Annotated in this window: 20 protein-coding genes; 5 read left to right on the forward strand and 15 right to left on the reverse strand. The window is 62.7% G+C overall.

The genetic code is table 11. The annotated features are described in order from the left end of the window. Positions 1-69 precede the first annotated feature (69 nt). Both atpA and JQ611_RS24665 read right to left on the reverse strand, forming a co-directional pair. Positions 70-1,599, reverse strand: a complete 1,530-nt coding sequence (atpA, locus tag JQ611_RS24660) for a F0F1 ATP synthase subunit alpha (RefSeq protein WP_212413589.1) — start codon at positions 1,597-1,599, stop codon at positions 70-72. After that, a complete protein-coding gene (locus JQ611_RS24665; RefSeq protein ID WP_212466842.1) occupies positions 1,599-2,159 on the reverse strand; it encodes a F0F1 ATP synthase subunit delta in 561 nt (186 codons plus the stop codon). The genes atpA and JQ611_RS24665 overlap by 1 nt, the downstream gene beginning before the upstream one ends. Before the next feature lie 175 nt (positions 2,160-2,334). On the opposite strand from JQ611_RS24665, the gene JQ611_RS24670 reads away from it, so the two are divergent. The 3 genes from JQ611_RS24670 to JQ611_RS24680 all read left to right on the forward strand — a co-directional run bounded on the left by JQ611_RS24670 (position 2,335) and on the right by JQ611_RS24680 (position 4,242). After that, positions 2,335-2,595, forward strand: coding sequence for a hypothetical protein (locus JQ611_RS24670; protein ID WP_212466843.1), 261 nt, complete (start codon positions 2,335-2,337; stop codon positions 2,593-2,595). Positions 2,596-2,839: 244 nt separating this feature from the next. Next, positions 2,840-3,337 (forward strand): septal ring lytic transglycosylase RlpA family protein, encoded by a 498-nt coding sequence (locus tag JQ611_RS24675; RefSeq protein WP_212267701.1) that lies wholly within the window; start codon positions 2,840-2,842, stop codon positions 3,335-3,337. Positions 3,338-3,618: 281 nt separating this feature from the next. Further along, positions 3,619-4,242 carry an MSMEG_1061 family FMN-dependent PPOX-type flavoprotein gene (locus JQ611_RS24680; protein ID WP_212437031.1) on the forward strand — a complete coding sequence of 208 codons (624 nt, stop codon included), beginning with the start codon at positions 3,619-3,621 and terminating at the stop codon, positions 4,240-4,242. Between the two features lie 30 nt (positions 4,243-4,272). Here JQ611_RS24680 and JQ611_RS24685 read toward each other — a convergent pair whose 3' ends face one another. Then, positions 4,273-6,483 (reverse strand): primosomal protein N', encoded by a 2,211-nt coding sequence (locus tag JQ611_RS24685; RefSeq protein ID WP_212466844.1) that lies wholly within the window; start codon positions 6,481-6,483, stop codon positions 4,273-4,275. Between the two features lie 163 nt (positions 6,484-6,646). Between JQ611_RS24685 and JQ611_RS24690 the strand changes: the two genes are divergently transcribed. Together JQ611_RS24690 and JQ611_RS24695 are read left to right on the forward strand one after the other, a co-directional pair. Further along, a complete protein-coding gene (locus JQ611_RS24690; RefSeq protein ID WP_212267696.1) occupies positions 6,647-7,618 on the forward strand; it encodes a tyrosine recombinase XerC in 972 nt (323 codons plus the stop codon). Between the two features lie 114 nt (positions 7,619-7,732). After that, on the forward strand, positions 7,733-8,323 hold the full coding sequence (locus JQ611_RS24695; RefSeq protein ID WP_212267694.1) for a DUF4337 domain-containing protein: 591 nt from the start codon (positions 7,733-7,735) through the stop codon (positions 8,321-8,323). A 58-nt stretch (positions 8,324-8,381) separates the two neighbouring features. Here JQ611_RS24695 and JQ611_RS24700 read toward each other — a convergent pair whose 3' ends face one another. The 12 genes from JQ611_RS24700 to JQ611_RS24755 form a co-directional block, all read right to left on the reverse strand. Continuing rightward, positions 8,382-8,912: a hypothetical protein gene (locus tag JQ611_RS24700; RefSeq protein WP_212389503.1), complete on the reverse strand. Its 531-nt coding sequence runs from the start codon at positions 8,910-8,912 to the stop codon at positions 8,382-8,384. Between the two features lie 35 nt (positions 8,913-8,947). Further along, entirely contained in the window at positions 8,948-10,351 is a 1,404-nt protein-coding gene (gene lpdA, locus JQ611_RS24705; RefSeq protein WP_212466845.1) for a dihydrolipoyl dehydrogenase, read from the reverse strand. 36 nt (positions 10,352-10,387) lie between these two features. Next, positions 10,388-11,137: an SDR family oxidoreductase gene (locus JQ611_RS24710; RefSeq protein WP_312012151.1), complete on the reverse strand. Its 750-nt coding sequence runs from the start codon at positions 11,135-11,137 to the stop codon at positions 10,388-10,390. A 66-nt stretch (positions 11,138-11,203) separates the two neighbouring features. Then, positions 11,204-12,448, reverse strand: coding sequence for a 2-oxoglutarate dehydrogenase complex dihydrolipoyllysine-residue succinyltransferase (odhB, locus tag JQ611_RS24715; RefSeq protein WP_212466847.1), 1,245 nt, complete (start codon positions 12,446-12,448; stop codon positions 11,204-11,206). Positions 12,449-12,580: 132 nt separating this feature from the next. After that, the gene (locus JQ611_RS24720; protein WP_212267685.1) at positions 12,581-15,538 is read right to left on the reverse strand and encodes a 2-oxoglutarate dehydrogenase E1 component; all 2,958 of its coding nucleotides are present in this window, start codon (positions 15,536-15,538) and stop codon (positions 12,581-12,583) included. A gap of 136 nt (positions 15,539-15,674) precedes the next feature. After that, positions 15,675-16,559: a succinate--CoA ligase subunit alpha gene (gene sucD, locus JQ611_RS24725; protein ID WP_211999191.1), complete on the reverse strand. Its 885-nt coding sequence runs from the start codon at positions 16,557-16,559 to the stop codon at positions 15,675-15,677. A gap of 36 nt (positions 16,560-16,595) precedes the next feature. Then, a complete protein-coding gene (locus tag JQ611_RS24730) occupies positions 16,596-17,072 on the reverse strand; it encodes a DUF1579 family protein (RefSeq protein WP_212267682.1) in 477 nt (158 codons plus the stop codon). A 2-nt stretch (positions 17,073-17,074) separates the two neighbouring features. Then, positions 17,075-18,271, reverse strand: a complete 1,197-nt coding sequence (gene sucC, locus JQ611_RS24735; RefSeq protein WP_212466848.1) for an ADP-forming succinate--CoA ligase subunit beta — start codon at positions 18,269-18,271, stop codon at positions 17,075-17,077. Positions 18,272-18,403: 132 nt separating this feature from the next. Beyond that, a complete protein-coding gene (gene mdh, locus JQ611_RS24740) occupies positions 18,404-19,372 on the reverse strand; it encodes a malate dehydrogenase (RefSeq protein ID WP_192739019.1) in 969 nt (322 codons plus the stop codon). Between the two features lie 270 nt (positions 19,373-19,642). After that, positions 19,643-20,830 carry a cell division protein ZapE gene (gene zapE / locus JQ611_RS24745; protein WP_212466849.1) on the reverse strand — a complete coding sequence of 396 codons (1,188 nt, stop codon included), beginning with the start codon at positions 20,828-20,830 and terminating at the stop codon, positions 19,643-19,645. Between the two features lie 183 nt (positions 20,831-21,013). Next, entirely contained in the window at positions 21,014-21,550 is a 537-nt protein-coding gene (gene thpR / locus JQ611_RS24750) for an RNA 2',3'-cyclic phosphodiesterase (RefSeq protein ID WP_192739017.1), read from the reverse strand. Between the two features lie 146 nt (positions 21,551-21,696). After that, complete coding sequence (locus JQ611_RS24755) at positions 21,697-22,344, reverse strand: arylesterase (RefSeq protein ID WP_409411296.1); 648 nt, start codon at positions 22,342-22,344, stop codon at positions 21,697-21,699. Between the last annotated feature and the right edge of the window lie 53 nt (positions 22,345-22,397).

Here is a 22,397-nt window from a genome sequence, read left to right on the forward strand (position 1 = left end):
GATCGCAAGCCCTCTTTCATCAGGCCCGGCGTTAAGCCGGGCCAAACCTTTAGTTAGTCGGCCGGCACATCAAGCAAGCGTCTTGGAAAAACCTTCGACGACCGCCTTCAGCTTGCCCGCGGTATCGTCGCTGAGATCGCGGCTTTCGCGGATGCTATTGAGGATCTCGACGTTCTTGCCGCGCAGCAACGACAGCAGGCCGTCTTCGAAGGGGCGCACCTTGTTGAGCGGGAGCGCATCGAGATAGCCGTTGGTGCCGGCCCAGATCACACAGACCTGTTCTTCCATCTTCAGCGGCGAGAACTGCGGCTGCTTCAGGAGTTCGGTCAGGCGCGAACCGCGATTCAGCAGGCGCTGGGTCGAGGCGTCGAGGTCGGAGCCGAACTGCGCGAACGCCGCCATTTCGCGGTACTGCGCCAGTTCGCCCTTGATCTTGCCGGCGACCTTTTTCATCGCCTTGGTCTGCGCCGACGATCCGACGCGCGACACCGACAGACCGACGTTCACCGCCGGGCGGATGCCCTGGAAGAACAGGTCGGTTTCCAGGAAGATCTGGCCGTCGGTAATCGAAATCACGTTGGTCGGAATGTAGGCCGACACGTCGTTGGCCTGGGTTTCAATGACCGGCAGCGCGGTCAGCGAACCCGAGCCCTGATCCTTGTTGAGCTTGGCCGCACGCTCGAGCAGGCGGGAATGCAGATAGAACACGTCGCCCGGATAGGCTTCGCGGCCCGGCGGACGGCGCAGCAGCAGCGACATCTGGCGATAGGCGACGGCCTGCTTGGACAAATCGTCATAGATGATGACGGCGTGCATGCCGTTGTCGCGGAAATATTCACCCATGGTGCAGCCGGTGAACGGCGCGATGTACTGCATTGGCGCCGGATCGGAAGCGGTGGCTGCAACGATGATCGAGTATTCCAGCGCGCCCTGCTCTTCGAGCACTTTCACGAACTGGGCAACGGTCGAACGCTTCTGGCCGATCGCGACATAGACGCAATACAGCTTGAGGTTCTCGTCCGGCTGCGCGTTGAGCGGCTTCTGGTTCAGAATGGTGTCGAGCGCGATCGCGGTCTTGCCGGTCTGGCGGTCGCCGATGATCAGCTCGCGCTGGCCGCGGCCGACCGGGATCAGCGCGTCGATCGCCTTGAGGCCGGTTGCCATCGGCTCGTTGACCGATTTGCGCGGAATGATGCCGGGCGCCTTGACGTCGACCCGCTTGCGTTCGGTGGCCTGGATCGGACCCTTGCCGTCGATCGGATTGCCGAGCGCGTCGACGACGCGTCCGAGCAGGCCCTTGCCGACCGGCGTATCGACGATGGCGCGGGTGCGCTTGACGGTCTGGCCTTCCTTGATCTCGCGGTCGGCGCCGAAGATCACGATACCGACGTTGTCGGTTTCGAGGTTGAGCGCCATGCCGCGGGTGCCGTTCTCGAACTCGACCATCTCACCGGCCTGGACGTTGTCGAGGCCGTAGACGCGGGCAATGCCGTCGCCGACGGACAACACCTGTCCGACTTCGGTAACTTCAGCCTCCTGGCCGAAATTCTTGATCTGGTCCTTGAGGATCGCGGAAATTTCCGCGGCGCGGATGTCCATCAGCCTGCCTCTTTCATCGCGTGCTTGATCGAATTGAGTTTGGTGCGAAGCGAACTATCCACCATGCGGCTGCCGAGCTTGACCACCAGGCCGCCGATAATAGAGGGATCGACTTTCACGTTGAGCGCGACGTCCTTGCCCGTCACTGATTTCAGTGCGGCCTTGAGAGCGTCGAGATTCTTGTCGCTGAGCGCTTCGGCGACGGTGACGTCTGCCGTAGCCTCGCCCTTGAACTTCGCCACCAGCGCGCGGAAGGCGCGGATCACGTCGCCGACGGCGAACAGCCGGCGATTGGCGGTCAGGACTTTGAGAAATTTGGCAGAAGTGCCCGAAATTCCGGCCTTGTCGAGAATCGCGGTGAGCGCCTTCGACTGCGCATCTGCCGAGAATACCGGACTGCGGACCAGGCGCTTCAAATCAGCGCTGTCGGCCAGCATGGCCTCGAATCTATCGAGATCGGCTTTTACTGCGTCGATCGATTTCTCGTCGCGCGCCAACTCGAACAAGGCCGTTGCATAACGGCCTGACACTCCCGAAACGGACGGATCTTCAGCAGCCACAGAGACGCTCTTTTTTGCTGTCAAACTCGCAAGGGAAAAACCGTCGCCACGGAAGCGGCGCCTAGCGATCCAAGCCCTTGGAATTCAAGCGGGACTTCGATTTTCGACCGGCACGAGAGGTGCCGGGATCGTTAAAATCGCGGCTTTGCTAACATAGCAAGCGCGCAGGTGCAACATGACGGCGCGCGCGGGCGATGCCTTGTCGCACGACTATTTTAGTTGGCCTCTAATCCAATTTTCCAAGGCCAGTTTTTCGGCCAGTTTTCCAGCGCCAGTTCGCAGCGAAACGCCCGTCACGATTTTGCCGCGCAGGCCCGCACCGGAACGGCGCGTCAGCGACAAGCTCAATCGTTCCGCCCGTATTTGCATGGGCGCCATGTATCTCCGGAACAACCCGAATCCAGTTCCCCGCCGTTTACTTGCCGTAACGTCGTGAACACTAACGAACACTTAACTCATCAATAATTCCAAGTATTGGAATGGTTAAAAATTCGTTAAAGCAATGTATTAATAAATATGATTCGATTAGTTGATCTAGGTAACAAGATATGTCAGCCAGCGAAAAACGAGGATTACTGCCCAATTCATGCCTCATTGCCTAATCAAACGGCCATCTCACACACGGGAACGGGGGTTCCACTTGTCACATATGTGGCAATACTGTCTGAGGGATTATTTATATGTTGAATACGAAGAACCTGCTGCCGGGATCTATCATCCGGTCGCGTACAGCGTTCGCTTTGATTGCCGCAACTCTCCTGGCCGGTGGCAGCATTACCGAAGCTTCGGCCAAATCCAGGCACCACCGTCATCACCATCACCATTCCCACCACGCCCAAAAGGCCAACAGCAACTGGCAGGACGCCAACGCCTCGATCGGCTCAAGCTCCGGGCGCAGCTTCTCGGGCATGGCTTCCTTTTACGGCAATGAATCCGGCAGCAAGACCGCATCCGGCCAGCGCTTCAACCAGAACGCCATGACCGCCGCCCACCGCAGCCTGCCGTTCGGCACCAAGCTCAGGGTGACCCATGGCGGCCGCAGCGTCATCGTCACCATCAACGACCGCGGCCCGTTCATTAAGGGGCGCGTGCTCGACCTTTCGACCGGCGCTGCCAGCGCGGTCGGACTGACCCGCGCCAAGGGCGTCGGCCGCATCACCGCCGAGGTCGTCTCCTAAAAGCGCTGATCAAGCGCCGTTTCCGGTTCAACAGACCTGGTAAGCGTTGCGTAGCGTAACGATCGCGGAATCTTTCGCGCACCGATAAGGGCCTGCCGTCGCAAATGACGGCAGGCTTTTTATTTGGGCGCGCTCGAGCCGGCAGGGCCACTTGCTGCTACCCCGCCCGCACGGCGCGGAGCCGCTCTGGCCACCACGGTGGCAGGAGGATCGTGCTAGGTTCCGAAGGCAACAGGCGCACCGCCTTCCGCAGCCTTGAACCAGCACTGACGAGATCGATCATGAGCCAGATCAAAACCGTGGAACAACTGAGAAATGTTCTTCCCGAACCCCGGGCGACCACCAAGGCCAAGATAGCTCCCTATCTCGACGAACAGGCGATCGATTTCCTGCAAACGTGCCCGTTTGGGCTGATGGCCACGGCCGGTCGCGACGGGCCGATCGAGGTATCGCCGAAAGGCGACGAGCCCGGGTTCGTCCGCGTCGAAAATGAAACAACGGTTCTGCTCCCGGAACGGGCGGGCAACAACCTTGCGTTCGGCCTGCAGAACATCATCGAGACCGGCCGGATCGGGATGATTTTCCTGCGCCCCCGGACCGGCGAGACGCTGCGGCTCTCGGGCCGGGCCGAGATCTTTGACGATGCCGAACTGCTGGCGACACTTGGCAAGGAAGGCCGCCCGGCGCTGCTGGCGATCCGGATCCATATCGAACGCTGCTATTTCCACTGCGCGCGCTCGGTGCTCCGGTCAAAGCTCTGGCAACCCGAGCATTGGCCGGAACCCAAGCGCATCTCGTTCGGAAAAGTCTTCGCGGCGAGGGCCGGCGCCGACGAGGATCAGGCGGCGAAAATCGATGCCTTTGTCGAGCAGGGATACACGACCAATCTGTGGTCGAATGGTTGAGGTGGACTGCCACCCGCAAATAATGGGCTTCTACAAAAAACTCTGCGGATCGACGTCGACCTCGAGCTTGAGATTGCCTTTTGTCTTTGGGCCCGCCGCCAGCCATTCGCGCAGATAGTCCGACAAATCGACATTGCGCAGCGATTTCACCAATAGCCGGAAGCGATAGCGGCCCTTGATCACTGCCAGCGGCGCTTCGGCGGGGCCCAGCACCTGGATGCGCTCATCGATCGGCGCGATGGCAGCGAGCTTGCGCGCAAAACCTTCGGCGGTCGGCCGGTCGCCGGCGGAAATGATCAGGCTGGCGAGCCGACCGAACGGCGGATAGCCCGATCGTTCGCGTTGATCAATTTCAGTGGCATAGAACGCCTCGCGATCGCTTGCGACCAACGCCTTCATCACGGGATGATCGGGCTGATGGGTCTGCAGGTAACCGATGCCGCGGCCCTGGTCGCGCCCGGCGCGGCCGATCACCTGGTTGAGCAATTGAAACGTCCGCTCGGCCGCGCGCGGATCGCCATTGCTCAGGCCCAAATCTGCATCGACGACACCGACCAGATTGAGCCGCGGGAAATTATGCCCCTTCGCCACCAGTTGCGTGCCGATGATGATGTCGACGCGGCCCTCGGCGATTTCATTCAGCTCGCTGCGCATGGTTTCGATCGAGGTGATCAGGTCGCTCGACAGCACCATGGTGCGCGCGTTCGGGAACAACTGCGCGGCCTCCTCCTGCAGGCGTTCGACACCGGGCCCGATGGCGGCGAGCGATTCCTCGGCTGCGCAGTGCGGACAGATATTCGGGCGCGGCATCGAGAAGCCGCAATGGTGACAGACCAGCCGCTGGCGAAAGCGATGATCCACCAGCCAGGCGTCACAGATCGTGCAGGAGAAGCGATGCCCGCAGGCGCGGCACAGCGTCAGCGGTGCGTAGCCGCGGCGATTGAGGAACAACAGCGCCTGCTCGCGCTTCTCGATCGCCTGCCCGATGTAATCGGCAAGCCGCGGCGAGACGAAGCGGCCGCGCGGCGGCGGTTCGCGGCGCAAATCGATCGCCTCGATCTGCGGCATATGCTGGCCGCCGAAACGCGACGGCAGCGCGACGCGCTGATAGCGCCCCTTGCGCGCGTTGACTTCGGTCTCGATCGACGGCGTGGCCGAGGCCAGGATGATCGGGATTTTCGCGATATGCGCGCGCACCACCGCCATGTCGCGGGCGTGATAATGCGCGCCGTCATCCTGCTTGTAGGCCTGGTCGTGCTCCTCATCAACGATGATCAGGCCGAGATCAGCATAGGGTAGGAACAAGGCCGAGCGCGCGCCGACCACGACCGGCGCTTCGCCGGCTGCGATCGCCGCCCAGTTGCGGGCGCGGGTGCGCGGCGTCAGTTCGGAATGCCACTCCAGAGGACGCACGCCAAAACGCAGCGCGAAGCGATCGAGGAATTGTCCTGTCAGCGCGATCTCCGGCATCAGGATCAGCGTCTGCTTGCCGCGGCGGATGATTTCGGCGATCGCCTCGAAATAGACTTCGGTCTTGCCCGAACCGGTGACGCCGTCGAGCAGTGCGGCGTGAAAGCTGCCATTCGCTGCCAGCGCCCGCATCGCGTCCACGGCGGTGCGCTGCTGCCGGGAGAATTCAGGCTGGGCAAACGACGGATCGGGTGCCGGCGGCGCCAGCGGCGGCGGCATCGCCTCGATTTGAAGCGTTCCCTCATCGACCAGCCCGTCGATCACGCCCGAACTGACGCCGGCCTCCCGGGCGGCTTCGGACTTGCCGTGCAGCAGGCCATCCGACAGCACGTCAATCGCCCGCCGTCGCGCCGGCGTCAGGCGCCGCGGCGGCTCACCGACCAGCCGCACGCCAAGGCGCATCCGTTCGGGGCCGAGATTTTCGCCCATCCGCAAGCTCATGCGCAGCACCATGCCGCGGGCGGAAAGCGTGTAATTGGCGACCCAATCGACGAGCGAACGCAGTTCCTCCTTCAACGGCGGCACATCGAGCTTTTCGCCGACATCCTTTAAGCGGTTATGCAGTCGCGGATCCGGATTGGCGTTTTCCGCCCACACCACCGCCACCACCTCGCGCGGCCCCAGCGGCACGCAGACGACGTCGCCGGGCTTCAGCTCCATGCCGCGCGGCACGCGATACGAATAGGCCTGATTGAGCGCAACCGGCACCAGCACATCGACGACGCGTGTCGATGAGGCGGAGGAACTGCTGCTGCGCGTCGAATGGTCCATCGGGAATCAGGCTTAAGGGGTGCAGGGACTTAAGTTAAGAGGCGCTCAAGTTAGGGGCGCCCGACGGCGAGGGCCAGTGGCACCGGCGCTGCTGGGGGCAAGTTAGCGAACGGTAAACGAAAGAGGTGCGATATAATCAGGAGAATCAGGGCGCCCATAGTCCATGACCAAGCCTGTTCCGTCACTTCAACCGATCGAACTCGATTGCGCCGACGCGACGCTGGCGCTGGAAATGACGCGCTGGCTGTCGCATCTGCGCGCCGAACGGCGGCTGTCGCCCAAGACGCTGGAGGCCTACGCCCGCGACCTCCGGCAATGCCTGATCTTTCTCGCCGAGCACTGGGGCCGAAAAGTTACGCTCAAGGGGTTTGCAGCGCTGGAAGCCAGCGACATCAGGGCCTTCATGGCGATGCGCCGCGCCGACGACATCGGGGGCCGCTCGCTGATGCGGGCGCTGGCGGGGCTGCGCTCGTTCGGACGTTTCCTGGAGCGCGAAGGCAAGGGCAAGGTCGGCGCGCTCTCGGCGATCCGTGCGCCGAAAATCGGCAAGAGCCTGCCGAAACCGATCCAGATGGCGGCCGCCAAACGTTTTGCCGATGCCGACGAACGCGCCGGCGAGGATCGCGATCCCTGGATCTGGGCGCGCGACGCCGCCGTGATGGCGCTGCTGTATGGTTCGGGCCTGCGCATCTCCGAGGCGCTCGGGCTGAAAAAGCGCGACGTTCCGCTGCCCGGCGAAGGTGACGTCATCATCGTGACCGGCAAGGGCAACAAGACCCGCATGGTGCCGGTGCTGCAAAACGTGCTGGCGCTGATCGCCGATTACACCGCCGTCTGCCCGCATCAGCTTAACCCGGAGGGACCGATTTTCGTCGGCGCACGCGGCGGGCCGCTCAGCCCGCGAATCATCCAGCTCACCATGGAGCGGCTGCGCGGCGCGCTCGGCCTGCCCGACAGCGCGACGCCGCATGCGCTGCGGCATTCATTTGCTACCCACCTGCTGTCGCGCGGCGGCGATCTGCGCGCGATCCAGGAATTGCTCGGCCACGCCTCGCTCTCGACCACGCAGATCTATACCGGCATCGACAGCGAGCGGCTGCTGGAAGTGTACAAGACGGCGCATCCGCGCGGCTGAACGCCGGCCGCGCTCCGACATACTATCGTCACATCGTGCACTTCCCCTGCCCGCCCCTTGCGCTGGCCGAATGGTTCCGGCAATCGTAAGCAGGTCACCTGGCAGGAGGGAATCATGGGCGCACATGAAAGTATGGAGCATGCGGAGCACGCCGAGCACGCTTCCAGCTCCAACAAGAGAATCGCATTGCTGATCGCCGTCATTGCGCTGTTTCTTGCGCTGTCGGAGACCCTCGGCAAGGGCGCGCAGACCGAATCGATCAGCAAAAATGTCGAGGCGTCGAACCTTTGGGCGTTCTTCCAGGCCAAGAGCATCCGCCGCACCACGGTTCAGGCCACCGCCGAGCACGCCAAGCTGAGCCTCGGGGTCACTACTGATCCGGCCGCAAAGGCGGCGCTGCAAAAGCAGATCGACGACTGGACCAAGACTGCGGCGCGCTATCGCTCGGAGCCGGAAACCGGCGAGGGCTCGGAAGAGCTCATGAAGCGCGCCAAGCAAGCCGAACATTTGCGCGACGAGGCGATGGCCAAGTACCATCACTACGAAGTCGCCTCGGCCGCGTTCCAGATCGGCATCGTGCTGGCATCGGCGACCATCATCACCGGCATGATCGTGCTGGCCTGGGGTTCCGCCCTGCTCGCCGTGATCGGAATTGGATTCACCTTGATCGGCCTGTTCGCGCCGCATGCCGTGCATTTGATGTAGCGTGCTTCACCTCTCCCATCGGGGGAGGTGAAGCCGATCTCAGTGAGAGTGAGTTCGATTACCGCGCTTCGTGCACGCGTTTGCGAAAGCGCTGGATCAGCCTCAGCATCCGACCTGACCAGCCCTCGCCGTCGCCGCGCAGCATCTCGGCGATCCGGCGCTTGACCGGCTCGACCAATGCAGCTGCCCTGGCGCGCAGCATCATGATGAACTCATAAACCTTTTTGAACCACTGCATCTTCAGCAGCTTCGGCCGCGTCACATCGAAGATGAAGGCGGTGACGCCGACGCCGACGAACTTGCCGAGAACGATGACGACGATCGCGCTGATCCAATATTCATTCGCCAGCAGCCACAGCCCGACCAGCTTGAGCGGAAACAGCGGGATCACCGGCACCGCAAATACGATCAACGTCATCGCCGGCGACAGCGTATCGACACGCTCGGACAGCCATCGCTTGAACGCACGGAACGGAATCCACGCGACAACGCGCTCGACGATCGGCTCGAGATGATCCCACAGCCATGCTTCGATCAAGAAGATGATCGCAAGCAGAACCCATAACGGCTTAAGTAGGCGGCGCATCATCGGGTCATCTCGACCCGGCGTGTGCCGGGCATCGATCACATATGGATCGCCCGTTTGCCGACCGCAAGCGCTGCTTCCTTGATGGCCTCGGAGCGGGTCGGATGCGCGTGGCAGGTTCGTGCCAGATCCTCGGCGGAACCGCCGAATTCCATCAGAACGGCGGCTTCATGGATCATTTCGCCGGCTTCGCGGCCGATGATGTGCACGCCGAGCACGCGATCGGTCTTCGCATCTGCGAGAATCTTCACAAAGCCGTCCGTGGTCTGGTTGACCTTGGAGCGGCCGTTGGCAGTGAAGGGGAATTTGCCCGAGGTGTATGCGACGCCCGCCTGCTTCAGCTCTTCCTCGGTCTTGCCGACCGACGACACTTCCGGCGTGGTATACACAACGCCTGGGATGACGTCGTAATTCACATGCCCGGCTTGCCCTGCGATGATCTCGGCACACGCCACGCCTTCGTCCTCGGCCTTGTGCGCGAGCATCGGACCCGCCACCACGTCGCCGATCGCATAGACGCCCTTCACGCTGGTCGAGAAATGCGCATCGATCTCGACGCGGCCGCGATTGTCGATGATGATACCGGCCTCCTTCAGGCCAAGGCCGTCGGTGTAGGGCACGCGGCCGATGCAGACCAGCACCACATCGGCTTCGATGGCCTCGGCCGCACCGCCCGCGGCCGGCTCGACCTTGACTGACAGCGTCTTGCCTGACGTGTCGACGCCGGTGACCTTGGCGCCGAGCTTGAACGCAAAGCCCTGCTTTTCGAGGATGCGCTGGAATTGTTTTGCCACCTCGCCATCCGTGCCGGGCAGGATTCGGTCGAGGAACTCCACCACGGTGACTTTCGCGCCAAGACGATGCCACACCGAACCGAGTTCGAGACCGATCACGCCGGCGCCGACGATCAGCAGGCTCGACGGGACCTTGTCGAGCGACAGTGCGCCGGTCGACGACACGATCCGCTTCTCGTCGATCTCGATGCCCTTCAGCCGCGCGATATCGGAGCCGGTGGCGATCACGATGTTCCTGGTCTCGACCGTCTGCGCCTTGCCGTCACTCCCTGACACTTCGACCTTGCCGGCACCAAGAATTTTGCCCGTGCCGCTGATGACGTCGATCTTGTTTTTCTTCATCAGGAACTCGACGCCTTTGACGTTGCCGTCGATACCCTGCTGCTTGAAGTTCATCATCGACGGCAAATCGAGTTTCGGCGCGGAAACGCTGATGCCCATTTTCGCAAAGGAATGCCCGGCTTCCTCGAACATCTCGGACGCGTGCAGCAGCGCCTTCGACGGCATGCAGCCGACGTTGAGGCAGGTGCCGCCCAGCGTCGCGTTCTTTTCGACCACGGCGACTTTCATGCCGAGTTGCGCGGCGCGCACCGCGCAGACATATCCGCCCGGACCGGTGCCGATGACGACGAGATCGTAAGAAGCCATGATTGAAGTCCCGTAACTGAATTCTATGACAGGGTATTACCGGCCGCCCGATACATCGAGGATGGCACTGGTGACGTACGAAGCGTCGTCCGACATCAGCCAGACGATGGCATTGGCGATTTCTTCCGCGGTGCCGACGCGCTTCATCGGCACCATGTGCGCAAGACGATGAGCACGATCGGGCTCGCCGCCGGCAGCATGAATTTCGGTATCGATCAGCCCGGGCCGGATCGCGGCGACGCGAATGCCCTCGCCGGCAACTTCATGACCGAGACCGACCGTGAACGAATCCACGGCACCCTTCGACGCCGCATAATCGACATAGGTATTGGGCGCACCGAGTCTCGCCGCGACCGAGGAAAGATTGACGATAACGCCGCCTTTGCCGCCATGCTTGGTCGACATGCGCTTCACGGCCTCGCGTGCGCACAGGATGGACCCGGTAACGTTGACCGCCATCACGCGCTGGATACGCTCGGCCGACATCTCGTCAACGCGCACGCCGCTCTGACCGACAATACCACCGTTATTGACGAGCGCCCCTAACGTACCGAACTGATCGGCCGCCTTGAACAGCGCGAGGATGTCGCTTTCCTCGGCAACGTCGCATTTCACAGCGACAGCCTTGCCGTTCTTGCGCTCGATCTCGGTGACGACTTCGTTCGCCGCCGCCTCGTTGCTGGCGTAACCGACGACAACACGAAAGCCACGGGCCGCCGCGGCAATCGCGGTGGCGCGGCCGATGCCACGGCTACCACCGGTGATGACAACGACTTTATCGGTCACATTCGCCCCCATCCATCAATACGCCGCGCCAATACCCGCCGAGCAGCGGGCACTCGGACGCGACCATCAGAGATCCAGCACCAGGCGCGCCGGATCTTCCAGGCTCTCCTTGACGCGGACCAGGAAGGTGACCGCTTCCTTGCCGTCGATGACGCGGTGATCGTAGGACAGCGCCAGATACATCATCGGGCGGATCTCGATCTTGCCGCCGATCGCCATCGGCCGCTCCTGGATCTTGTGCATGCCGAGAATGGCGGATTGCGGGGCGTTCAGGATCGGCGTCGACATCAGCGAACCATAGATGCCGCCATTGGTGATGGTGAAGGTGCCGCCCTGCATCTCGTCGATCTTGAGCTGGCCGTCGCGGGCGCGGCGGCCGAAATCGGCGATGCTCTTTTCGATGTCGGAGATCGACTTGTGGTCGCAGTCGCGTACCACAGGCACGACGAGGCCCTTGTCGGTGCCGACGGCGACGCCGACATGGTAGTAATTCTTGAAGATCAGATCAGTGCCGTCGATCTCGGCATTGACGGCCGGGATGTCCTTGAGCGCCTGCACGCAGGCCTTGGTGAAGAAGCCCATGAAGCCGAGCTTGGTGCCGTGCTTCTTCTCGAACACGTCCTTGTACTGCGTCCGCATCGCCATGATGTGGCTCATATCGACCTCGTTGAAGGTCGTGAGCATCGCCGCGGTGTTCTGCACGTCCTTCAGGCGGCGCGCGATGGTCTGGCGCAGCCGCGTCATCTTCACGCGCTCTTCGCGCGCGGCATCGTCGGCGGGCGACGGTGCTCGCACCTGCACGGCGGCGGCGGGCTGATTGACCGGAGTCGGCGCGGAAGCGGCCTTCTCGATCGCAGCCAGCATGTCGCCCTTGGTGACGCGGCCATCCTTACCGGAGCCAGGCACGGTAGCGGCATCGATGCCGCTTTCGACGGAGAGTTTCCGGACCGACGGCGCCAGCGGCGCGTCCGCGGGTGCGGCCTTTGGCGCCGCAGCAGGTGCGGCGGCAGCGGCGGGCGGCGGCGCGGCGGGAGCAGCTGCCTTGGGCGGCGCGGCCGACGGCTTGGCGCCTGCCGCGCCGTCATTGATCTGTCCGAGCAGCGCGCCGACGGCGACGGTTTCGCCGTCCTTGGCGGCGATCTCGCCCAGCACGCCCGCTGAAGGCGCCGGGACTTCGATGGTGACCTTGTCGGTCTCCAGCTCCACCAAAGGCTCGTCCACCGCCACGGCGTCGCCGGCCTTCTTGAACCAGCGGCCAATGGTGGCCTCCGTCACGGACTCGCCGAGCGTCGGAACGCGAATGTCAGTCATGTGTGTTTTCCTCAATATATCCTGTGCGGTCATCGTTCCGGGGCGGACGATCCAGCAATCCGTGACGGTCACAATTGACGGCGCGGGTTGCTGGATGCCCCGCTTTCGCGGGGCATGACGAATTCAAAGTTTTCAGTTCAGCGCGTCATCCAGCAGCGCCTTGAGCTGCGCCAGATGCTTCGACATCAAACCGGTGGCCGTCGCCGCCGCCGCCGCGCGGCCGGCGTAACGCGGACGCTTGTTCGGCGCGTGGATCTGGTTCAGCACCCATTCGAGATAGGGCTCGATGAAGTGCCACGCACCCATGTTGCGCGGTTCTTCCTGGCACCAGACGACTTCCGCGTTCTTGAAGCGGGCGAGCTCGTGCACCAGTGCCTTCAGCGGCACCGGATAGAGCTGCTCGACGCGCATCAGGTAGATGTCGTCGATGCCGCGCTTCTCGCGTTCCTCGTAGAGATCGTAATAGACCTTGCCCGAGCACAGCACGATGCGGCGGATCTTGTCGTCGTCCACCAGCTTGATCTTCTCGTCCGGCAGCATCTGCGCGTCATCGTAGAGGATGCGGTGGAACGTGGCGTCCTTGCCGAGCTCGTCGAGCCGCGACACCGCCCGCTTGTGGCGCAGCAGCGATTTCGGCGTCATCAGGATCAGCGGCTTGCGGATTTCGCGATGCAGCTGGCGCCGCAGCACGTGGAAGTAATTCGCCGGCGTGGTGGGATAGACCACCTGCATGTTGTCTTCGGCGCACATCTGCAGGAAGCGTTCGAGCCGCGCCGAGGAGTGCTCCGGTCCCTGCCCTTCATAGCCATGCGGCAGCAGGCAGACGAGACCCGACATGCGCAGCCATTTGCGTTCGCCCGAGGAGATGAACTGGTCGAACAGCACCTGCGCCCCGTTGGCGAAGTCGCCGAACTGGGCTTCCCACATCGCGAGCGCATTCGGCTCGGCCAGTGAATAACCGTACTCGAAGCCAAGCACCGCCTCTTCCGAAAGCAGCGAGTTGATCACCTCGTAATGGCCCTGATCGGGGCTGAGGTGGTTGAACGGCGTGTAGCGGCTCTCGTCCTCCTGGTCGATCAGCACCGAATGGCGCTGCGAGAAGGTACCGCGCTCGGAGTCCTGCCCCGACAGGCGGACGTGCCGGCCTTCCTGCATCAGCGTGCAGAACGCCAGCGCCTCGCCGGTGGCCCAGTCGATGCCGACGCCATTGTCGATCGCCTTGGCGCGATTTTCGAGGAAGCGCTGGATGGTGCGGTGAACGCGGAAGCCGTCGGGCACCTTGGTGATCTTGCGGCCGATATCCTTCAGGATAGCCGTATCGACGCCGGTAACGCCGCGGCGCGCATCCTCTTCCTGATCGGCGGACTTGAAGCCCGCCCATTTGCCGTCGAGCCAGTCGGCCTTGTTGGGCTTGTAGCCCGAGCCGGCCTCGAGTTCGGCATCGAGCCGCGCACGCCAGTCGGCCTTGGCCTTTTCGACCTCGCCCTCGGTCAACACGCCGTCAGCGATCAGCCGCTTGGAATAGATCTCGACCGTGCCGGGATGCAACGCGATCTTCTTGTACATCACCGGCTGAGTGAACATCGGCTCGTCGCCTTCGTTATGGCCATGCCTGCGGTAGCAGAACATGTCGATCACGACGGGCTTGTGGAATTTCTGCCGGAACTCGATCGCAACCTTGGCCGCGAACACCACGGCTTCCGGATCGTCGCCGTTCACATGGAAGATCGGCGCGTCGATCATCTTCGCGACGTCAGACGGATAGGGCGAGGAGCGCGAGTAGCGCGGATAGGTGGTGAAGCCGATCTGGTTGTTGACGATGAAGTGCAGCGAACCGCCGGTGCGGTAGCCCTTCAGGTCGGACAGGCCGAAGCATTCGGCGACCACGCCCTGGCCGGCGAAGGCGGCGTCGCCATGCATCAGCACCGGCAGCACCGAAATGCGCATGTCCGGCGGATCGCCGTGCTGGTCCTGCTTGGCGCGCACCTTGCCGAGCACGACGGGATCGACGATTTCCAGATGCGACGGGTTGGCGGTCAGCGACAGATGGATCCTGTTGTTGTCGAACTCGCGGTCCGACGAGGCGCCGAGATGATATTTGACGTCGCCGGAGCCTTCGACCGCGTCGGGATTGGCGGAGCCGCCCTTGAATTCATGGAACAGCGCGCGGTGCGGCTTGCCCATCACCTGCGTCAGCACGTTGAGGCGGCCGCGATGCGGCATGCCGAGCACGATCTCCTTCACGCCGAGATTGCCGCCGCGCTTGATGATCTGCTCCAGCGCCGGGATCAGCGATTCAGCTCCGTCGAGGCCGAAGCGCTTGGTGCCGGTGAATTTGATGTCGCAGAATTTCTCAAAGCCTTCGGCTTCGATCAGCTTGTTGAGGATCGCGCGCCGGCCCTCGGGGGTGAAGCTGATTTCCTTGTCCGGGCCTTCGATGCGTTCCTGGATCCAGGCCTTCTGCGCCGCGTTGCTGATGTGCATGAACTCGACGCCGAGCGTCTGGCAGTAGGTGCGCTCGCAGATCGCAACGATTTCGCGAAGCGTGCCGTATTCCAGACCGAGCACGTGATCGAGGAATATCTTGCGGTCGAAATCGGCCTCGGCAAAACCGTAGGTGCGCGGATCAAGCTCCTCGCGGTCGCGCTGGGCTTCGATGCCGAGCGGATCGAGCTTGGCGTGGAAATGACCGCGCATGCGGTAGGCGCGGATCAGCATCAAGGCGCGCACCGAATCGCGCGTCGCCTGGTTGATGTCGGCCGACGCCACTTCGGCGCCCTTGGCCTGCGCCTTGGCCGCCAGCTTGGTGCCAACAGCCTTTTCGACCTGCGCCCAGTTGCCGTCCAGCGCCGAGGTCAGCTCGTCGCGCGGCGTCAATGGCCAGTTGTCGCGGCCCCAGGAGGCGCCCTCGGCGTTCTTCTGGACGTCGGCCGGGGTGTCTTTCAGGCTCTTGAAGAACTCCTGCCAATCGGGATCGACCGAAGCGGGGTCCTGCTCGTAGCGGGCGTAGAGATCGTCGATGTAGGTGGCGTTGGTGCCCTGCAAAAAGGAGGAAAGGGCAAATGCGGCATTCGCGTCCTGGCGAGACATGATGGCGTCCTGGTAATTTTTGGCTTCGCGCGTGGAAAACGGCGCTTTGGCCGGTCCGGAGGCCCGGACCAGCGAGTTAAAGCACCTCTAACCTATTTAGCGCGAAATTTCCCGCCCAAAAGAACCAAGAATTGAATTAGGACTTCAATTTTTCGGCAAGGGTGTGTCCAAGCCTTGCCGGCGACGGAGAGACCGTGATTCCGGCCGATTCCATCGCTGTGGTCTTGGAACCGGCGTCGCCCTTGCCGCCGGAGATGATCGCGCCGGCATGGCCCATGCGGCGGCCGGGAGGGGCGGTGACGCCGGCGATGAAGCCAACCATCGGCTTGCTGCGGCCCCGCTTGGCCTCGTCCTTGATGAACTGGGCGGCGTCCTCCTCGGCGGAACCGCCGATTTCACCGATCATGATGATCGAGGTGGTCTTCGGATCGGCCAGGAACATTTCCAGCACGTCGATGAATTCGGTGCCCTTGACCGGGTCGCCGCCGATGCCGACCGCCGTGGTCTGGCCGAGGCCTTCCTGGGTGGTCTGGAACACGGCTTCATAGGTCAGCGTGCCCGAACGGGAGACGATGCCGACACTACCGGGCTTGAAGATGTTGGCCGGCATGATGCCGATCTTGCATTCGCCCGCGGTCATGACACCCGGGCAGTTCGGTCCGATCAGGCGGGACTTCGACCCCGACAGCGAACGCTTGACGCGGACCATGTCCAGCACCGGAATGCCTTCGGTGATGCAGACGATCAGCGGGATCTCCGCATCGATCGCCTCGCAGATCGCGTCCGCAGCCCCCGGCGGCGGTACGTAGATCACCGACGCATCGGCGCCGGTCTTCTCACGCGCTTCGGCAACCGTGTCGAACACCGGCAGGCCCAGATGCGTTGCACCGCCTTTGCCCGGCGAAGTGCCGCCGACCATCTTGGTGCCGTACGCGATCGCGGCTTCGGAATGGAACGTGCCGTTCTTACCGGTAAAACCCTGGCAGATGACTTTGGTATTCTTGTCGATCAGAACGGACATGATGGATGTTACTTCCCTGGGTGATCGGAGACGGGATCAGTGAATTCGCCGATACGTGCCGGTGAGCACGTCGGCCCATCCTTCCGCATCAGGCGAGAACTGGATTTTCATGGTGTAGTTGTTGTCGTCGACGACTTCGTAGACGTGACGCGCGTTGCCGCGCAGCGAGCCGCGCACCAGGATCAGCGTCTTGCCGGTCCATCCGCCGGAGGCCGGCGCCGGGGAGTAGTAGCCAAGCGAATCGTGCCAGAACAGTTTGTAGTGGCGGTCCTCGCGGTCGTAAGTGAACACGCCATGGGTGGCGAAGCTTTCCTTGCCGTCGCGCGTCTGGACGGCGTCCTGGATCAGATAAAAACCGTTGAGATCCATGCGCGCCTTGACATGCGCGGTCGCCGGGCCGCCCGCGTTCCAGCGCGAGGGATAGACCATCTCTTCGCCGCTCCACTCGCCGGCAAACACGGCGAGCTTGCGGTGTTCCTCCAGGGCAGTCGGTGCGGCGAGACGGTCAGCCATCGCTAGCCTCCCTTGACGGCATTCACGATTTTCTGTGCGGCATCGTCGAGATTATCGGCGGGCAGCACGTTGAGGCCGGATTCGCGGATGATCTTCTTGCCGGCGTCGACATTGGTGCCCTCAAGACGAACCACCAGCGGCACCTTCAGGCCGACTTCCTTGACAGCTGCGACCACGCCCTCGGCGATGATGTCGCATTTCATGATGCCGCCGAAGATGTTGACGAGGATGCCCTTCACGTTCGGATCGGCGGTGATGATCTTGAAAGCGGCCGCGACCTTTTCCTTGCTCGCGCCGCCGCCGACGTCGAGGAAGTTGGCGGGCTCCATGCCATAGAGCTTGATGATGTCCATGGTCGCCATCGCAAGGCCGGCGCCGTTGACCATGCAGCCGATGGTGCCGTCGAGCGTGACGTAATTGAGATCGTATTTCGACGCCTCGATTTCCTTGGCGTCCTCTTCGGTCTCGTCGCGCAGGGCGGCGACTTCCGGATGGCGGTACATCGCGTTGTCGTCGAACGCGACCTTGGCGTCGAGCACGCGCAGGTCGCCCTGCTTGGTGACGACGAGCGGATTGATCTCCAGCATCGCCATGTCCTTGGCGATGAAGGCGGTGTAGAGCTGCGCGACCAGCTTCTCGGCCTGCTTGGCCAGATCGCCGGAAAGTTTCAGTGCCTTCGCCACCGTTCGGCCGTGATGGGCCATGATGCCGGTGGCCGGATCGACCGAGAAGGTGATGATCTTTTCGGGCGTGTTGTGCGCGACGTCCTCGATATTGACGCCGCCTTCGGTCGAGACCACGAACGAGACTTCAGAAGTTTCGCGATCGACCAGGATCGAGAGATAAAACTCCTTGTCGATGTCGGAGCCTTCCTCGATGTAGAGGCGGTTGACCTGCTTGCCGTGGGCGCCGGTCTGGATCGTGACGAGGGTCGCGCCCAGCATCTGCTTGGCGAACTCGTTGACCTCGGCGACCGACTTGGCGATGCGGACACCGCCCTTGTCGCCGGCGGAAGCTTCCTTGAACTTGCCCTTGCCGCGGCCGCCGGCGTGGATCTGGCTTTTCACGACCCAGATCGGGCCGGGAAGCGCCTTGGCGGCGGCTTCCGAATCGGCGGCCTTCAAGACCGGCACGCCGCGCGAAATCGGCACCCCGAATTCATGCAGCAACGCCTTGGCCTGGTATTCATGGATATTCATCTGGACGCTCCCCAAACCTTCATACGGCAAGTTCTACGGCCCGCCGGTATTGGTAGTTGGCATACCATATACCAAGAGAACTGCAAGCCGGAAACGCTTCCGCCCCGTTTCCAGGGCGAAAGCTGAATAAAATCAACGGCCCAACAGATCGGGAGCGATTTTCTTGCAGGCATCGACCAGGCCCTGCACGGCGCCGACCGACTTGTCGAAGGCTTCACGGTCCTTGCCGGCCAGCTCGATCTCGACAATACGCTCGACACCCTTGGAGCCGATCACAACGGGCACGCCGACATACATGTCCTTCACGCCATATTCGCCGTTGAGATAGGCGGCGCAGGGCAGCACGCGCTTCTTGTCCTTCAGATAGCTCTCGGCCATCGCGATGGCGGAAGCCGCCGGGGCGTAGAAGGCCGAACCGGTCTTCAGCAGGTTGACGATCTCGGCGCCGCCATTGCGGGTGCGATCGACGATCTCGTCGATCCGCGCCTGCGAGGTCCAACCCATCTTGACGAGGTCGGGCAGCGGAATGCCGGCGACGGTGGAGTAGCGCGTCAGCGGCACCATGGTGTCGCCGTGGCCGCCGAGCACGAAGGCGGTGACGTCTTCGACCGAGACGTTGAATTCATCGGCGAGGAAATAGCGGAACCGCGAGGAGTCCAGTACGCCGGCCATGCCGACGACCTTCTTGTGCGGCATGCCGGAAGCCTTCTGCAGCGCCCACACCATCGCGTCCAGCGGGTTGGTGATGCAGATGACGAAGGCGTCGGGGGCGTATTTCTTGATGCCGGCGCCGACCTGCTCCATGACCTTGAGGTTGATGCTGAGCAGATCGTCGCGGCTCATGCCGGGCTTGCGCGGCACGCCGGCGGTGACGATGCAGACCTTGGCATTGTCGAGCGCCTCATAGGAATTGGCGCCGGTCAGATGCGCGTCAAAACCGTCGACCGGCGACGACTGCGCAATGTCGAGCGCCTTGCCCTGCGGCACGCCCTCGGCGATGTCGAACATGACGACGTCGCCGAGCTCCTTCAGGCCAATGAGGTGAGCCAGCGTTCCGCCGATCTGACCGGAGCCAATCAAAGCAATCTTGTCGCGCGCCATGGGAAATTTGTCCTTCTGAGACGTAGAGGAGGATGGAGAGTGAACTGGGAGGCTGGTTATCCCTTTCGAATGATACGTTCAAGTCGCGGCGTGCCCAATTGTAGGCCTCCTGCCGGACTTGCCTTGATTTCAATCAGGCATGCCAGTACGCCCACCGTCATTCCGGGATGATCCGAAGGATCAGACCCGGAATCTCGAGATTCCCCGGTGCGCAACCGCGCACCTGAGGTTCGCACTTCGTGCGCCCCGGATTGACGGCCAGATTGAATCCTACGTCTCCACCAGCCCGGTGCTGGAGCCGCTCGCGGCTGAATCCTTCCGGCCGTGCGGGAGCGCCAGGTAGGATTCGGAACTCATTTCGATCAGCCGCGACGAGGTCCGCTTGAACTCGTTGGCCTCGTTGCCATCGGTTGCCAGATACAGCGACACCGGATCGGCTTCCGCCGAGGCCATCAGCTTCACGGCATTGTCATAGAGCGTATCGATCAGCGAGATGAAACGCTTGGCGGCGTTGCGCTCGGGGTAGTCCATGACAGGAATGCGGTCGACGAGAATGGTGTGGTAGTCGTGCGCCAGCCGAAGGTAATCCGACGCAGCCAGCGGCTGCTCGCAGAGTTCGGCGAAGGTAAAGCGGGCGACGCCGTGCGACGAACAGGGCACCCGCAGGATGCGGCCCTTGATTGCGATATCGCGCGCCTTGCAGGGCGCGTTGCCGGTCATCTTGCGCCAGGCCTTGTCGAGCGCGTCACCGGCGGCGTCATCCGCCGGCACCAGCCACATCTTCACGCCGGCGAGTTTTTCCAGCCGAAAATCCGTGCGCGCATCGAGCCGCAGCACGTCCATGTGATCGGCTATCTGCGCGATGAAAGGCAAAAACAGCGCGCGGTTCAGGCCACCCTTGTAGAGGTCGTCGGGCGCCACGTTCGAGGTCGCCACCACGACGGTGCCGAGTTCGAACAGCTTTGTGAACAGCCGGCCCAGGATCATGGCGTCGGCAATATCGGTGACGTGAAATTCGTCGAAGCACAGCAGCCACGCCTGATCGAAGATCGCATTCGCGGTCAGTGCGATCACATCGCCGTCGGCGATCTCGCCGCGCGCGATGTCCTGCCGGTAGCCGTAGATCCGCTCATGCACCTCGGCCATGAATTCGTGGAAATGCGCGCGGCGCTTGTGCTCGATGGCGCTCTGCTGAAAAAACAGATCCATCAGCATGGTCTTGCCGCGGCCGACCTCGCCATGGACGTAAAGCCCGCGCGGCGGCGGCTCGTCCTTGTCGGCGAACAGCCGGCCGAGCAGGCTTTGCTTGCGCAGCGGCTTGTAGCTGGACAGCCGGTCTTCCAGCGCCGCAAAGGCGTCGGCAGCGCGGGCCTGCGCCGGGTCGGCCTCGATCGCTCCGGAGGTGACCAGGCCCTGATAATGGGCGCGGAACGAGGTGGGTGGGGTGGTCGACAGCATGGCCCACCTTACGGCCCCAAGCGTGCGAAAATTGCAAGCCGTGAATTGGTGGTGGGGGTATGCCCAAATATATCGACCGTCATGTCCGGGCTTGTCCCGGGCATCCACGTCTTGCTGCACAGCCTGTCCAAAGACGTGGATGGCCGGGACAAGCCCGGCCATGACGAGGAGAGGTTGGAGGCCTCACGCGCTCAGCGCGTAGGAATCCTCGACCACATAGGGGCCGCCGCCGGTGGAGGCGCGCGACGAGAACAGCACGAAGCGCGAGGCCATGAAGGTGCGGCTCGGGAAATAGCCGCGCACCGACAGATAGTCGGCGACATCCTGGCTCGAGGCGTCGTGCAGCCGCGCCAGCGTCACATGGGGGGTGAATTTGCGTCCCTCGGGATCGAGCCCCATGCGTTGCATCATCCGCTCGAGTTCGGCCTGCAATTCGATCAGCGGCCGGCTCGGTTCGACGGATGCCACCACCGCCCGTGGCTTGCGCCCGCCGAAACTTTGCAGGCCCTGCACCTTGACCTCGAACGGTTTGCGGTTGACCCGAAACAACATCGAGGCGATTTCATTCGCCGACATGCCGTCGATGTCGCCGATGAAACGCAAGGTGACGTGATAATTTTCGGGATCGATCCAGCGTGCGCCCGGAAGGCCGCCACGCAAATTGGAAAGGGTCTGGCCAATCTCGGCCGGAATTTCCAGTCCAGCAAACAAACGCGGCATCGCTCGACTCCCGATGCTGAAACCCGATGACGAATCACCGATCACCAATTTCTACCTGAGTTATATGACCCTGCGAAGCAGCCGGCGCCACTGGACCGGAAAGCTACGGGGAAAACTATCGGGTAGGGTTATTCACTGCTGTATTTTCAGCTGCGTTGCGCAGCTATCGCGCCAAGAAATGCCTCGACACTGGGCAGAATATTTTTCACGATGATGTCGACGCCCTCAGCGGTCGGATGCAATCCGTCCGGCTGGTTGAGCTTGGCCTCGGCGGCGACGCCTTCCAGGAAAAACGGATAGAGCGAAACGCCGAAGGATTTCGAAAGCTCCGGGTAGATCGCGTTGAAGCGGGCCGCATACTCGCTGCCATAATTCGGCGGCGCCAGCATCCCGCACAGGAGGACGGCGATCTTGCGGGCTTTCAGCCGGGTCAGGATATCGGCGAGCGCGGCACGGGTGACGGCCGGGTCAGTACCGCGCAAGGCATCGTTGGCGCCGAGTTCGAGGATCACGGCCTCGGTTCCTTCCGGCACCGACCAGTCGAGCCGATCGCGGCCGCCCGAGGTGGTGTCACCGGACACCCCGGCATTGATCATATCGACCTTTATCCCCTTGGCTTCCAACGCCTTTTGCAGGCGGACGGGGAACGCCCCGGTCGCCGCCAGGCCATAGCCGGCACTCAGGGAATCGCCGAGCACGACCATCTTGATAGGCTTTACCGGGGGTGTGACCGGGGTTTGCGCAAAAACCGTCTGTGTCGTCATCAAGGCCATAATCAACACGAGTATGTGCACGAACATGCCTATCCGGCCCTCGACCCCGGCGGCGGAATTGCCATATGACCGAT

It is taken from the genome of Bradyrhizobium sp. AUGA SZCCT0182 (genome assembly GCF_018130185.1).
GTDB lineage: Bacteria > Pseudomonadota > Alphaproteobacteria > Rhizobiales > Xanthobacteraceae > Bradyrhizobium.

Bases quoted from the DNA above. Each gene is read 5' to 3' on its own strand.
- atpA (WP_212413589.1), bottom strand. From the start codon at position 1,599: ATGGACATCCGCGCCGCGGAAATTTCCGCGATCCTCAAGGACCAGATC.
- JQ611_RS24670 (WP_212466843.1), top strand. From the start codon at position 2,335: ATGACGGCGCGCGCGGGCGATGCCTTGTCGCACGACTATTTTAGTTGG.
- JQ611_RS24675 (WP_212267701.1), top strand. From the start codon at position 2,840: ATGTTGAATACGAAGAACCTGCTGCCGGGATCTATCATCCGGTCGCGT.
- JQ611_RS24680 (WP_212437031.1), top strand. From the start codon at position 3,619: ATGAGCCAGATCAAAACCGTGGAACAACTGAGAAATGTTCTTCCCGAA.
- JQ611_RS24685 (WP_212466844.1), bottom strand. From the start codon at position 6,483: ATGGACCATTCGACGCGCAGCAGCAGTTCCTCCGCCTCATCGACACGC.
- JQ611_RS24690 (WP_212267696.1), top strand. From the start codon at position 6,647: ATGACCAAGCCTGTTCCGTCACTTCAACCGATCGAACTCGATTGCGCC.
- JQ611_RS24695 (WP_212267694.1), top strand. From the start codon at position 7,733: ATGGGCGCACATGAAAGTATGGAGCATGCGGAGCACGCCGAGCACGCT.
- JQ611_RS24700 (WP_212389503.1), bottom strand. From the start codon at position 8,912: ATGATGCGCCGCCTACTTAAGCCGTTATGGGTTCTGCTTGCGATCATC.
- lpdA (WP_212466845.1), bottom strand. From the start codon at position 10,351: ATGGCTTCTTACGATCTCGTCGTCATCGGCACCGGTCCGGGCGGATAT.
- odhB (WP_212466847.1), bottom strand. From the start codon at position 12,448: ATGACTGACATTCGCGTTCCGACGCTCGGCGAGTCCGTGACGGAGGCC.
- JQ611_RS24720 (WP_212267685.1), bottom strand. From the start codon at position 15,538: ATGTCTCGCCAGGACGCGAATGCCGCATTTGCCCTTTCCTCCTTTTTG.
- sucD (WP_211999191.1), bottom strand. From the start codon at position 16,559: ATGTCCGTTCTGATCGACAAGAATACCAAAGTCATCTGCCAGGGTTTT.
- JQ611_RS24730 (WP_212267682.1), bottom strand. From the start codon at position 17,072: ATGGCTGACCGTCTCGCCGCACCGACTGCCCTGGAGGAACACCGCAAG.
- sucC (WP_212466848.1), bottom strand. From the start codon at position 18,271: ATGAATATCCATGAATACCAGGCCAAGGCGTTGCTGCATGAATTCGGG.
- mdh (WP_192739019.1), bottom strand. From the start codon at position 19,372: ATGGCGCGCGACAAGATTGCTTTGATTGGCTCCGGTCAGATCGGCGGA.
- zapE (WP_212466849.1), bottom strand. From the start codon at position 20,830: ATGCTGTCGACCACCCCACCCACCTCGTTCCGCGCCCATTATCAGGGC.
- thpR (WP_192739017.1), bottom strand. From the start codon at position 21,550: ATGCCGCGTTTGTTTGCTGGACTGGAAATTCCGGCCGAGATTGGCCAG.